This window comes from Paenibacillus sp. OAS669 (assembly GCF_014873645.1).
Taxonomy (GTDB): domain Bacteria; phylum Bacillota; class Bacilli; order Paenibacillales; family NBRC-103111; genus Paenibacillus_S; species Paenibacillus_S vulneris.
The window spans coordinates 52,399-66,073 of the sequence record NZ_JADBDR010000004.1; the positions used below are offsets into that span (position 1 = coordinate 52,399).

The window sequence follows — 13,675 nt, forward strand, 5'->3', positions numbered from 1 at the left end:
AAAGGAATAAGTCGGAGATGATAAACACGTTTACTTATCATTGAAAGAAAATGGGTTTGCGGAGGGAATTTGACTTTGCACAGTGAAGACATTCAGATGAAAATTTACGAGTCCGGGGATGAGGCGGCCAAGCTGCTGCCAATTTCGATTGATGAATGGGAAGAACGGGCGAAAAAAACGCTTGCCGCCGCACCGTTCGGATATGTTTATGGATCTGCCGGAGCAGGAGATACGAATCGGAGCAATGTGGAGGCGTTTCAAAAGTACCGAATCCGGCCCCGGGTGTGCTGCGATATTTCCCAGCATGATCTGACTACTTCCCTATTTGGCTGCCGGTTCCCGGTCCCGTTCCTGCTGGCGCCTATCGGTGTCAATACGATTCTCCATCCCGACGGCGAGCTCGGTCCTGCTAAAGCAGCGGCAAAGCTTGGCGTTCCTTATATTCTCAGCAATGTTTCCAGTAAGCCTATGGAAGAAGTGGCAGATGCCATGAAAGATGCGGTTCGGTGGTTTCAATTGTATCCACCCAAAAATCACGATTTGACCAAAAGCTTTATCAGCCGCGCCGAAGCAGCCGGATACTCGGCCATCGTCGTCACAGTGGACTCCACCCTTCTCGGATGGCGCGAAACGGATCTTCGCAATGCTTACCTCCCCTTCCTTTCCGGACAAGGGATGGGGAATTATTTTACCGATCCCGTATTTCTTGCGTTGCTGAAGGAGCCTCCGGAACAAGACAAGAAAGCGGCTGTCAAAAAGGCGCTTGAAGAAGGAAATAATACTTGTTTTACATGGAAGGAACTGGATTTCATTCGCAAGCAAACGAAGCTTCCATTATTGATCAAAGGCATCACCCATCCAGACGACGCCATTATGGCGGTAGAGCACGGGGTAGACGGTATCGTCGTCTCTAACCATGGAGGAAGACAATTGGACGGAGCGGTAGCGACCCTCGATAGTCTTCCTTCGATAGCCGAGGCCATTAGAGGTAGAGTTCCTGTTCTTCTGGACAGCGGCATCCGCAGGGGCGCCGACATAATGAAGGCCCTTGCGCTCGGCGCTTCCGCCGTACTCTTGGGCCGTCCTTATGCTTATGCGTTGGCCGTAGCAGGAGAAATGGGCGTCGTGAAGCTGCTGGAACAACTTATCGCGGAAACCGAGCTGCAGCTAACCATCTCCGGCCGCAGCTGTATTCAGGATGTGGATGCCTCCTTGGTGATAAAAGTGCAGTAGATTCTAATTGTTGTTAACTATTGCTTAAGGCTTCGTTCTGTCTGATAATCATAATTGAAAGATAAATCATTCACCAATTAGTAGCACTTTGCTGCCGGATTAATTGGCTTGCATAATTAATTCGGCTTCATCCCAGAGCCGCTGTAGAAACTGCTGCACGTCCTCGGCACGACGCACAAGGCTATCGGATGAAGTAATGCCGAGGTCGATGACGAATTGCTCAAACGCCGGAGCTAGCTCAACTTGTAGTTTTGGGGCATCTATAGAGAGCATTTTGTGGCACCTAGCGAAAGTCACCCCGATCCAGAACACTGCTTCGCGGTGATATCCGTCGCGGATAAGGCTGCGACTGCCGTCAATCGCAATCGGTCGTGTAGCGGCTGTAATGTCACTGCTGAAGAAGAATGGGGTCTTGGCATGCGCTGCTGCAGCGTCGAAGGTACGGGCAAGCGCGCTCAGATGATGGCTGGTGCGCTGGGGGGTCCAGTGCTCGCAGCCCAATAACCTCAACAATTCCGGATAGAATTCGGTTCGCCCGAACTCCTGAAGCACTTTGTACGCAGCCAGATAGCGAAGCCGCACGGTAGGGTTGCGTACAGCTGCGACGAGGAGGACATGCGTGGTGACTCCGGTCATGAACAGCCATGACATAAACTGGTCATGCCATGGTGCAGTCAGATCGATATTCTTTAACCCATGTTCTATCTTCTGCTTAGCGTTTTCGCAGCGGCGCCGCACCCATTCCCTCTCGGCAAAATGGTGCGATACCTTCTGCTGCACGCCGCGCAGCTGTCCGGTTGGATCTGCAATGATGGTATCTACGCGGAAGCTGCCTGCCAGGTGATACGATGCCAGTACCTCCTCCGCAGAGGCGATCTGGTTCCACGATATGAAGGTTATTTCGATCAGCACATCACGGTAGATGAACTTCCCCAGTTTTAGAGGTGCTTTTGCTTCAGTGGTAACAACGACAACATCAATGTCGGAGCCCAATGACATCATTACGTCATCCGGCTGACCAACCGTCGAGCCGCTGAAATACGCCCCCATGAACCATGCTTCCTGACTAGCATAATGCTTGATCCACTCCGTTGCCGCCTCTCGAGCCGCTCCTATTTTCATGGATTATCCCTCCAAAATTGTATATTCAGGCAAGAGCATACCATAGGTTATCATGGCGTGAATGTCTTCCATAAGCATTACGCAATAGTTTCCACAAAACCACTGACGTATCCTGCCCGTCAATTAATCTCGTTTAGACTAATATCTTCGCCCTTTTCCGCATAATACTGAGCCTGTGCGTTCCATAGCTCAAAATATGTCCCAGTCGAATTCTTAAGTAATTCAAGATGTGTGCCTAATTGTACTAAAAGTCTATGGGACACAAATAATGCCGTTTTACATCCAATCATTTCGTTAAATTTTGAATACACTTCAAATTCGGATATGGGGTCGAGGGCAGCGGTAGGCTCATCCAGCACAACGATTGGAGCATCCTTGTAGATGGCGCGTGCCAATGCGATCTTCTGCTCCTCGCCTCCTGAAATATCGATTCCGTGCTCTTCGCCCCACTGCTCACGTACCATAAATATCAAATTGCTAAAAAAACGCATGATTTTTTTTTTTATTATTTTTTCTTTAATTCATAAACCTTTAGTCCAATCTTCAAAGTAAATGCTCCTCCTTTCGATCATCGATACTTAAATAAAATAAGGGAAATTTAGGAAAAAGTATAGACTTATCATTTTCGATCGGTTATACTACGATTATGAATGGCGAGGTCATCTATGTTGCATTAAACCGTGTCAAAAACATACATACAAATAAAAGTGCAATGCCTATGGCAACGCACTTTTTTATTTTTCAAACACATTATGGACCAAGTATAACCTTAAACAGTCAGGAGCACCCCCATTGAAACGAACGAAGCTCTATAAGGGATTCCGCGAATTAACATCCGAAATCCACCTGTATACGGCTGCTAACGATCGTACGCCTATTATCGTATTTCGCGGCGATGAGCTAGTCGGCAGCGGCGTTATTAAAGAAATTACGGAGTTGTCCGTGAAGATCCGTGATGAGCGGTATATGCGGGCAGCCTGCCGCTTTGTTTACGTGAGATAAACAGAAACACGCGCTAAGGGGCTTCTGGTCCTTCCGGAGACTGAAGCATTAATCCACGAAAAAAAGAGTACCAGCGTAAAAGCCGATACCCTTCGTCTATCAGGCACATCGTAGTTCATTTACTTTCTTCGTCAGCCGAAGGGCCATAAAAGCCTGGCACTGGAATATCAAGCAGCCGCAAATATACCCCGAGCTGCGCACGATGATGGACCATATGACTTAATCCAAAGGTGCGCAGCGCGATCGCCCGCGGTTGGCGCAGGATGACATGGTCACCGTGTCGTAAGGTCCATTCCTCCCCGAGTGTTTTCTCGTCGCATTCGTCTAATAGCTCTTCAAGCTTGACAAGGTTCTCGTCAAATTCCTTCAGTACGTCTTCGCGATTCTCCAAAGCTTCCCGGCGGTCCGGTAAAGTCGAGAGATCTAATTCAGCGGAAAGGAAAATCGCGATTTGCCAGTTCACCAGGTTGACCAAGTGCGTGGATAATCCGCCTAACGTCATTGATTTCATGTGCGGCTTCCAGTTCATATGCTCCTCGGGCAAGCGTTCAAGGATACGGCGTGTAGCGGCAAGCTCTTGCTTGGCGTCTCCGATAATCAATTGTTTTATCATAGATTCTTCTCCTCCTTTAGTAGGGTTAGCATACACTCGAAACGGCGGTGTTGTAAATCTCTACAGGATGTTTCACTCTTCTTAATCCAAGTATAAAATCAATCCACTGACAAACCTTGTCAGTTAATGTGGAATTTACCCCAAGTATTTTCCCGTGATCGACCGCTCCGCATGGATGATCTGCGAAGGTGTACCCTCGAATACCACCTGACCGCCCTTGCTACCTCCCTCCGGTCCCATATCGATGATCCAATCCGCTTGACTGATCACTTCGAGATTGTGCTCGATGACGATCACCGTATTCCCGGCGTCAACGAGGCGGTTCATGATCCCCAGAAGATGACCGATATCTGACATATGCAGACCGGTCGTAGGCTCGTCCATCACATAAATGCTGCCCTTCTTATGCAGCTCGCTTGCCAGCTTGATGCGTTGACATTCCCCGCCCGAGAGCGTGCTGAGCGGTTGGCCGAGTGTAATATAATTTAGCCCCACATCACACATAGCCTGGAGCTTGCGTACAACCTCTTTTAGCTGAAAAAATTCCAATGCCTGCTCTACCGTCATCTCCAGCACATCTGCAATTGACTTGCCGTTTAGTTTATATGCAAGCACCTCTTCCTTGAACCGTCTGCCTCCGCATACTTCACAAGGCAGCTTCACACTGTCTAGGTATGCCAGGTCTGTATAGACAACTCCCAGCCCTTGGCAATTCTCACAGGCTCCCTTGGAGTTGAAGCTGAATAAGCCTTGGCTGACCTTGTTCGCGGAAGCAAACGCCTTGCGCACATCATCCATAATGCCTGTATAAGTTGCGGGATTCGAGCGGGTTGACACTCCTACCGCCGATTGATCGATGACGATCGCATCCGGATGCTTACCAAGGAATACCTCGTTAATCAGTGTACTCTTGCCCGAGCCAGCGATACCCGTCACTACGGTAAGCACTCCGGTTGGAATATCCACACTCACGTTCCGAAGGTTGTGCAGTGTAGCATTATTGACAGTCAGCTTGCCGGATGGCTTCCTGCAGTTGTGCTTCAGCTGGAGCGGCCGCTTCATATGGGTGCCTGTCAGTGTACCTGACTCCAGCAGGCCTTGAAAGCTTCCTTCATATACGATGGAGCCGCCGCGGCTGCCGGCGTGAGGGCCGACGTCGACGATATGATCCGCCGCCTTAATCACATCGGGATCATGCTCGACAACAATCACGGTATTGCCCTTGTCTCGCAGCTTCAAAAGCAATTCGTTTAATTGGTGTACATCACGCGGGTGCAGGCCAACGCTCGGCTCATCGAAGATATAAGTGACATCCACCAGACTGCCGCTCAAATGCTTCACCATCTTGACGCGCTGCGACTCGCCGCCGGACAATGTATCTGTCTCACGGTCCAGCGTTAAGTAATCAAGTCCGATATCAACCAGATGCTGCAGCATCTCTGATAGCGACTTGACGATTGGAGCGGCGATCGCGTCGTCAATCTCCTTTATGACGCGGATCAGATCCCCGACCTCCATGGAGGACAGCTCCGCAATATTGTATCCATTGATTCTGCAATTGAGTGCGGCCTGACTGAGTCTCGCACCGTGGCAGCTGGGGCAGATGCCCTCGGTGATGAACGGCGTAACCGTTTGTTGTGTCCGCTCGGACATCGTCTTTACATCACGTTTGATATACTTATTAGTAAACTTCTCGATGCAGCCTTCCACCGTAATGTTCATCGTCTTACCACCGAACTGTGTCGCCACTTTCTTTGCCTTGCCGTACAGCAGTTGGTCCAGCTCCTCCTCCGGATAATCACTCAGCTTTTTGTCGGGTTCGAAGGGCCCTGATTGCACAAGCATCGTCAAATCCAAGCTATCCACCGAATAACCGGGGAGCAAGATCGCTCCTTCATTCAATGACTTTGACATGTCAACGGCCTTGCTCATATCGATGCGCAAGCTGCGGCCAATCCCGTTGCACACGGGACACATGCCTTGCGGATCGTTAAACGAGAACATATGCGCTTGTCCAACATAGGGCTGACCGACTCGGGAGAAGAGCAGACGGAGAATAGGAGAGATATCGGTTATTGTGCCCATCGTGGAATGAGAGCCGCCCCCCAACCGCTTCTGATCCACGATAACAGCCATGCTCAGGTTCTCAATCGCGTCTGCATCCGGTTGCGGAAAACGCGGCAAAAAGTTGCGGACGAACATGCTGAAGTTTTCATTCAGCAGTCTTTGGGATTCGGCGGCAATAGTATCGAATACGATCGATGACTTACCGGAACCAGAAACCCCGGTAAAAATGGTAATCTTCCGCTTGGGAATGCGTAAGGACACATTCTTGAGATTGTTTTCCCTCGCTCCTGAGATTATGATGTACTCCTGATCAGCTATGCTCATGATTCACGCCCTTCCAATATGTTCACTTCTACTTCTATTCACATTGTATCATTCATCGTGTACAGATACTTAAGGTCTGTCCATTTTTTACAACTGGATGATTAAGCTGCACACCCCCTCACGTTCTTTATCTTCAATGGATTCACTATTTTGCTCAAAACGACAATTGTCCGAAGCAGACATAAACCGGTCTGCATTTTCTCATGCAGCCGGTTTATGATGATCAGGGTTTATTGCTCCAAAACCTTTTCAAGCTCGCCGCACCATTTTCCCCAGCCATACTTGGCGCCTTCAAGTCCTTGAACATTGGCGAATCCGGTTTGATCGAGATGAAGGTTTATCTTTCCGTTCCCTAAATCCTGTAGTGTCCAGGTGACCGTGTGTTTTTCCCCTCCGCTGGCCCAAGTATAGGACAAACGGTTCGGCGCTTCCACGATAAGCACTTCGCCGTCAATAATTCCATTCCACCATTCGGTTGGCTGAGTGCGAAACTGAAAACGGTGTCCTACGATAGGTTTAAAATCATTTTCCATTGCCTGACCTGAGTGGATGTTGACCACCCATTTGGCAAGCTTGCTTGAATCGGTTAAAGCGGACCAAAGCTTCTCGATCGTTGTCGTGTATTGAAAATCTAACGCTAATGCTAAACTCATTCCTCTTCCTCCTCTAATAGTTGGTTTAAACGAAGCATATTCATACTCCAGAACCTGCTGTAAAAAGCGACCCAATCTTGAATTTCTCTGAGTGGAGCGGCATTAAGCCTAAATCGTGTTTCTCTGCCGACTTTTCGGTCATGTACCAACCCGGCTTCTTTCAGGATGGTCAAATGCTTGGATACCGCGGTACGACCCATTTGAAAATGCAACGTTAATTCGTGAAGCGGGATCTCCCCGGCCTCTGCAATTAATCGAATGAGCTGGCGCCTGGTTGGATCTGCAATCGCGTCAAACACATCCCGCGAATGGTTGTTATCGCTCATAGCACCCCCTCCAAAATCGTATTTTCTGTGTAGTAATCAATGGTAGATACAAAGGGATAGCCGTTTTACTTCACCTCCCATTAAAGTATTCGGCTCTTCGGACGCAGAGCCCACGAGGCAATATTTAAGGCAGCATATGAAAGCGGGAGGATAATATGAAACCCGTAATCACCATAGTCGCTAGCAAATACATGAGATAAAGCCGCACCCGTCATGAGAAAGAAGATGCCTGCATGAACCCATTCTTTAAGCCGAGGAAAACCTGGCACGACAAGACCGATGGCTCCAAGCACTTTCCAGACCCCAAGAATGGTCAAAATGTATAAAGGGTAACCAAGACTCGTCACTAGCTCGATGTTACCTCCATATTGCATCAATTGTCCGATACCGCTTAACATAACAGCTGCAGCTAGCAATAAGGTGACTGACCAGTAAGCAATTATTTTTCCTCGGGGCTGGGTTTCTACTCTCACCGTTGTTTGCGCACCGATAACATTACTCATTTGTATCCTCCTCCTAATGATTTTCAATTGAAACGGGTTCAGGCTTCAAGCTTTTCAAATGACAAACTGCCAATTGGACACCATTTAGTAACACTTTAATTATATGACACCATTTGGTGTCGTGTCAATAGCGTTTATAAATGAGGATTTTTATAACAAAAAAATAACCCAATCCCCAGAAAAAAGCGCTTCTGAAGAATCGGGTTTCATTGGTACTATCAAGCTTTTTGATAGAATACGCGAAGAGTCTGCTGATAAGCCTCGGGAGCTCTGGCACAGTGTTCGATCCGTAAACCACGGTTCGCCGGATGTGACAAGCGCACTGCCATCTCCATGGCGCTTTCCGTCATAATCGAGGGAGCAGATTTCAAAATTTTACATAGCTCCTGCTGACGTTTTTTTCAATTTCTTACCTTGTATAGCTAGTCCGCAAGCTGAGCATGTTAAATGGCCTTCCGGCTGTAGAACGCTTTATTTTGTTATTGGTCTTATCTATGGACTTATTATTTCCTAAGGGGCGCGCTTTTAATTTATGTAATTTAATTTAGGCACCTACCCTAATATTCGGGAAATATTTCGTTTGACCGACAAAATGAATTCCGGTTGGGAATCCTTAAATCAATAAAAGAAGCTAATAAAACAAAAAAACACCCACTTAGTGAGTGTTTGAATATTGTTTGGTAGGTGATGTTCTACTCTTCCAGGATCCTTCTGTCCGAGCACCACCCGACCTGCAAGGCTTATTGGGTGTATTCGGTATATGTACGCGTGGTTCCTTCCGCATCTCAAGTTTTGCTAGAGCGAAACTGGCTTAGAATCTCCATCCTATTGGGTTTCCCCATCATATAAGTGCAAATTTCGCCTGCTTGATTTACTTAATTGCTATGTAAATCTCAATTTCCCCATTGGGATAATATTTCTCAAAATCATATGTGTACGCTCTTTTCAAGGTACCAGAATTCTCACGTTCCCATATCTTCCTCCAAGTGTTTATAACTCCCTGTTCTTCTGCTGAATCCACATTAAAGATTTCATATTCAGCGCTATCTGGTATTTCAAGTGAAGATTCGCTTTTGCTATCTTCAAAAGCAACACTTAATGTATAGTCCCCTTTATAGTCACTCTCGTAATCATGATAGACACCATAGATAATAATGTCTCGATTAGTCAGACTATTAGAAGCCTCTTTCCACAGTCCTGTAATCTTTTGCAATAAAAGATAATCATTAAAATTATTAGTTCGCACATCATTAATAATTGTTAATTTCATAAGTTTTCTTTCCTCCGGCTACCCTTTTTGGGCCAATAATTACACATTAAATTTAAACAGACGCAAACTGTGGTAAGTTTCTGCCAATTCAAGTATCATTTACGAATGTTTGTTCCTATTTTAGTATATCAAGAATTTGGAAGAGTATCAATCTAGATTATTGTTTAACAAAACTTAATAATAAATGGCTCTGTTAAACTTTAATGTTGCTAATAAGGAAATTGCAATCATATGCGCTATAAATTAGAGTAACAAAATCTAATGAAAACAGCGGCAATGCGAACCTGACCCAATAAGAACGCACCTTTCATTCTTTTCTGTAGACAGGTGTGGGCATGAAGCAGCAAACAAAACATTAAGGATATGCTCCGTCCGAATCGCCGAGGATCTGGTGGTGCCGAAGCCGTAATTGGTTCCATTCCATACGAACGTCCCCGGGATGACAGCGGTCATCGGCCGGGGACGCTTACGTTCTCATCATTACATATATACTTGATTAGCTCGCGATTTGCTTGACAAACACTTCGTTCCGCGATGACAGCACTCCGTGAGTCACAGTTTCGATCAATAGAAGGATTCGCTTTATGTTGACAGCATTCGTAATGTTCCAAAAACGCCCCATTCACAAATGTGAGCCGCCGGTGGCGTCAAGCATCTGCCCGGTTACCCAACGTCCATCCGGTGATGCCGCGAACGCGACAATATCAGCGATGTCCGAAGGCTCGCCAACGCGGCCGAGTACCGACATCTCTTCGGCATGCTTGCGACCGTCCGGAGTGTGGAGCCATGACGCATTCACATCCGTGTCGACGATACCGGGCATAACTGCATTCACGGTGATTCCCCGCGGTCCCAACAACTGAGCCAAATGCAGGGTGAACGTATTGATCGCGCCTTTGGTTAAGTTATAGGCCATGAGATGAGGATAAGCAATACGTGTAACCCCAGATGAGATATTAATGATACGCCCGCCATCTCGCAGACGGTCCAGCGACTTCTGAACGAGGAAGAACGGGGCTTTAACGTTAACCTCGAACACTTGATCGAAATCCGCCTCGTTCGTATCTTGAAACGACGAAGAAGTGCCAATGCCCGCATTATTAACAAGAATATCGAACTGATTGCTGCCGGTTCGGCGAATAAGTTCCTCGTCCATACCCTTCAACAGCTGGTAAACTCCATCCAGGGAGTCCAACTCGGCACCGACTGCGAAGGCTTTGCCACCTGCCGCTTCGATTGTATAGACCGTTTCGTCTGCAGCCTCCCGCCGTCTGCCGTAATGCACGGCAACTAACGCCCCCTCGGAAGCAAGCCGGATCGCTATGGCTCTTCCTATCCCCCTGCTTGCTCCTGTGACGACTGCGATACGGTTCTCCAAACGCTTCATACTCATTACAAATCACTCCTTATTGAATGGTTAAGGCCATTCTAAACCCTCCCCTAAAGGGTAGAGTCAAGTCGATTTGTAAAATCATTTTTTTTCTAATCGAAAAAGGGATTCACACGTCGGACGGCAAAGGCTCCACAGGCACAATAGCCTCTGTAAGACGTAAACGGCCATAGATATCCTTATCCGACGTCAAGAAGACCTCCCGGGTCGGTTCCGCCTCAAGCCGCCGATAGCCTTCGGCTTTTATCCAACCTTGCAGCTCTTCTTCCGCTCTGCAATCGTCAAGGTACGGATCACAGAGATGCTTGAGTGAAGCAGCCGTCTCTAAGCCTGGCAAAATGCCAACCTTGACCCTACGGCCGTACGGGATAGGCTTTGATATAGGGATAGCAACCTCTATATCTGAAAGTGAGCTGCTGCCGTCAGCTCGTCGGTGCCAAATAATCATCACCTTATGATCCGCTTGCTCCCCGTGCCCTCGGACGTATTGCTTCAGTTCATCGAGCAGTAAGCACAAATGGTCTTTCGGAACCTGCTCACGTATGGAAGCCGCGAGAATCGGCTCTACACGGTGCAATGCGAATCCCTCTTCCTCTTCCTTGACCAGCTCCGTCGTTTCTGATATTCGATCAAGCTGCACGAGCCGCTCGTCAATCTCTACGACCTGCCGCTCCATGGCTTGTATTAGACGCTTCAGTTCTTCCCGTTTCTCCTTCAGCATAGATTCCGCATCAGTCAGTGCGGCTGAATCGGCCATGAGGGGCCGCATTTGCTCAAGGGTCAGACCTTGCTCTTTAAAACTCGCAATGCGGCGGACAGTTAGCAGCTGTTCGGCTGTATAGTAACGGTACTTCGATTCCTCATCTATATGTATGGGCTTTAATAGTCCCAACTGGTCGTAGTGTCGCAGCGTCTTCACCGTCACGCCCGCGAGCTTGGAGAACTCCCCGATCTTGAACATCCCATATCCTCCTTTTTCAACTGTTGATCCCTTTATCTATCCTTTATTCAAAATAAGCGGTCCCATTTCTTTCAGTGTGATATGTGCCCATCTCTCAATAAGCTTGCAATAGCTTTCTGCGTCATTCATCTGCGCAGCCACGTCAGCAATGGTCATGGTCCACTCTACCTTGGGCAGAGTCCGATCAGCCTGGTTCCGCAGGATATCCTTGGTGCTTCCTGGTCCTTGGGCGGCATCCTGAAGAATCCATTCTATAGTATAGGTTTTCTCCAGATAGTTCCGTAATGCTGATTGTATCCAGACATACGCAGCATCACTGTAGCGCTCATGTTGAACCATGTAGCAGGCGAAAGTGAGAAAGTGGACCCGCCCGTAACCGGGGTCCATGAATTCAAGTGCCATAAATTCGTTAAATATCGTTTCACACGTCTTTCCCTCGAGAAGGACAGCACCGCATACAGTACAGGTCGACATCGCATTTTCCTCCATTCAATTCAATAAATGATAGACGCAAAGGAGTTGATATGGTTTCGGTTCAGCATGTAAATGAATTATAGCTGTATTTCACCGTACTTCGTCAATGACTGACCATTTTGCTAATCTTGATAGTCACTCCAGTACCTGAAGGATATGGTGTGTTATTCGCTGCATGCAAAAAAGAGGAACCGCCGGTTCCCCTTTTGGAAGGCTAGATAGCCCTGCTCCGTTCGACTTGTCAAGCATGATAACCCGCGCAAATTTCGTCCCGAATTCGGTAGAAGTCAGCCAGTTGGTTTTGTTCGTATGCATAACCCGCGCGAATCAGCCGGTCTTCCCTTCCCCAGGCGGCTACCAGCTGCAAACCGACAGGCAGCCCTTCGCTCGTTATGCCGCATGGGATGGAAAGCGCAGGAGTTTCTACGGCATTGAATATTTCGGTATAGCGGGTCATCGCGTCAAAGAGGCTCTCGGTATACGAGCCGAATTGTACCTGTTCGACCCCGATTTTTCTCGCTGCAATCGGAATCGTCGGAGTTGCAAGCACCTGGATCTGTTCACGGAACAGCTGTCCGAATTGCTTCATATAATCCTCCTTTGCCTTCAAAGCATCAATATATTGTCGGGAGGTGATCGTTAGCGAAGATTCCAGCAGCGCTCTTGCATCCGCTCCGTACTGGGACAGGCAGCATTCCATACGCTCGCGATGAACATACCCCGCTTCGGAGGCAGCGATGTTCAATATTTTTTGCTGATAGTCATGGATGAACGAAACGTCCACTTCGATCAAGACCGCGCCGAGCTGCTCCAGCGCATGTAAGGCGGCGAGATACAGCTGATACGTCTCCGCTTCGATATGCTCGTTGAAAAAGCTCGTTGGGACACCGACGCGCAACCCGCGTATATCCTGCTTCAGATAAGGCAGGTAGCTCTGATTCGTCAGCGCCTCCATCATGATGGCCAAATCCGTCATATTGGCAGTTAACGGACCGACATGGTCGAGCGTCCAGGAAACGTAAAATACCCCTTGTGTCGGAATTTTGTTATAGGTAGGTTTAAGTCCGACAACGCCGCACGACGCGGCCGGGATACGTACAGACCCGCCGGTATCGGTCCCGATCGACGCCACACTCAGATCTGCAGCTACGGCAGCAGCCGATCCCCCGCTAGAGCCGCCCGGTGTGTACTCCAGATTCCATGGATTATGAACCGGCCCGTAATGAAGGTTGTTTGAGGTAATGCCGAGGGCGTACTCGTGCAAGTTATTTTTCCCCAGAGTAATTGCATTCTCTTGAAGCAGCTTGCGGACTACGGCTGCGTCTTTGTCCGGAACGTTGTTCGCATCGATGGAGGAGCCGTAGGTAGTACGGATTCCCTTGGTATCGATATTGTCCTTGTACGAAAGCGGAATTCCGTACAAAATCCCCGTCTGATCCCCAGCCTGCTCTATAGCTTCGACAATTTTGGCTTCCTTGACCGCTCTTTCCTTCGATACGGTAATAAAGGCGTTAAGTGCCGCCTCTTTTCGTTTGATGCGCTTCAAATAATGCCTGGTTATTTCTAGAGGCGTAAACTGATGATTCGCATAACCATTCTGAAGCTCCTGAATCGATTTACGTGCCATGCTTCCCTCTCCTTTGCTCATACTTAAAGCAAGACTGGTTCCTAGGAATCTAGCAACTGTATACCTTGCTTCAATGTGCTATATTATGCAAAAGTGATAGTTTCCGTATG

The 13,675-nt window shown here is 48.0% G+C and carries 14 protein-coding genes; 2 read left to right on the forward strand and 12 right to left on the reverse strand.

Annotated features, from left to right (window positions below; genetic code table 11):
* Positions 1-69 precede the first annotated feature (69 nt).
* Entirely contained in the window at positions 70-1,233 is a 1,164-nt protein-coding gene (locus GGC63_RS10720; protein ID WP_192702321.1) for an alpha-hydroxy-acid oxidizing protein, read from the forward strand.
* A 99-nt stretch (positions 1,234-1,332) separates the two neighbouring features.
* Here the strand turns inward: GGC63_RS10720 and GGC63_RS10725 are convergent, their stop codons facing one another.
* Complete coding sequence (locus GGC63_RS10725) at positions 1,333-2,355, reverse strand: hypothetical protein (protein ID WP_192702322.1); 1,023 nt, start codon at positions 2,353-2,355, stop codon at positions 1,333-1,335.
* A gap of 119 nt (positions 2,356-2,474) precedes the next feature.
* Positions 2,475-2,819: an ATP-binding cassette domain-containing protein gene (locus GGC63_RS10730; protein WP_225948117.1), complete on the reverse strand. Its 345-nt coding sequence runs from the start codon at positions 2,817-2,819 to the stop codon at positions 2,475-2,477.
* A gap of 328 nt (positions 2,820-3,147) precedes the next feature.
* Here GGC63_RS10730 and GGC63_RS10735 point away from each other — a divergent pair, with 328 nt between their 5' ends.
* Positions 3,148-3,357 carry a hypothetical protein gene (locus GGC63_RS10735; RefSeq protein ID WP_079915053.1) on the forward strand — a complete coding sequence of 70 codons (210 nt, stop codon included), beginning with the start codon at positions 3,148-3,150 and terminating at the stop codon, positions 3,355-3,357.
* Between the two features lie 115 nt (positions 3,358-3,472).
* Here GGC63_RS10735 and GGC63_RS10740 read toward each other — a convergent pair whose 3' ends face one another.
* From GGC63_RS10740 to GGC63_RS10785, 10 genes are all read right to left on the reverse strand, one after another.
* Complete coding sequence (locus GGC63_RS10740; RefSeq protein WP_192702324.1) at positions 3,473-3,970, reverse strand: DinB family protein; 498 nt, start codon at positions 3,968-3,970, stop codon at positions 3,473-3,475.
* 135 nt (positions 3,971-4,105) lie between these two features.
* Complete coding sequence (locus tag GGC63_RS10745; RefSeq protein ID WP_192702325.1) at positions 4,106-6,361, reverse strand: ATP-binding cassette domain-containing protein; 2,256 nt, start codon at positions 6,359-6,361, stop codon at positions 4,106-4,108.
* 230 nt (positions 6,362-6,591) lie between these two features.
* Entirely contained in the window at positions 6,592-7,014 is a 423-nt protein-coding gene (locus GGC63_RS10750; protein WP_192702326.1) for an SRPBCC family protein, read from the reverse strand.
* A complete protein-coding gene (locus tag GGC63_RS10755) occupies positions 7,011-7,340 on the reverse strand; it encodes an ArsR/SmtB family transcription factor (RefSeq protein WP_192702327.1) in 330 nt (109 codons plus the stop codon). Before GGC63_RS10755 ends, GGC63_RS10750 begins: the two co-directional genes overlap by 4 nt.
* 80 nt (positions 7,341-7,420) lie before the next feature.
* Positions 7,421-7,843 (reverse strand): DoxX family protein, encoded by a 423-nt coding sequence (locus GGC63_RS10760; protein WP_192702328.1) that lies wholly within the window; start codon positions 7,841-7,843, stop codon positions 7,421-7,423.
* Between the two features lie 871 nt (positions 7,844-8,714).
* Positions 8,715-9,113, reverse strand: a complete 399-nt coding sequence (locus GGC63_RS10765) for a GyrI-like domain-containing protein (RefSeq protein ID WP_192702329.1) — start codon at positions 9,111-9,113, stop codon at positions 8,715-8,717.
* Positions 9,114-9,735: 622 nt separating this feature from the next.
* On the reverse strand, positions 9,736-10,500 hold the full coding sequence (locus tag GGC63_RS10770) for an SDR family oxidoreductase (protein WP_192702605.1): 765 nt from the start codon (positions 10,498-10,500) through the stop codon (positions 9,736-9,738).
* Between the two features lie 112 nt (positions 10,501-10,612).
* Entirely contained in the window at positions 10,613-11,464 is an 852-nt protein-coding gene (locus GGC63_RS10775; RefSeq protein WP_192702330.1) for a MerR family transcriptional regulator, read from the reverse strand.
* A gap of 36 nt (positions 11,465-11,500) precedes the next feature.
* Positions 11,501-11,938 (reverse strand): DUF5946 family protein, encoded by a 438-nt coding sequence (locus GGC63_RS10780; protein WP_192702331.1) that lies wholly within the window; start codon positions 11,936-11,938, stop codon positions 11,501-11,503.
* A gap of 241 nt (positions 11,939-12,179) precedes the next feature.
* Positions 12,180-13,565 carry an amidase gene (locus tag GGC63_RS10785; RefSeq protein WP_192702332.1) on the reverse strand — a complete coding sequence of 462 codons (1,386 nt, stop codon included), beginning with the start codon at positions 13,563-13,565 and terminating at the stop codon, positions 12,180-12,182.
* Positions 13,566-13,675 lie beyond the last annotated feature (110 nt).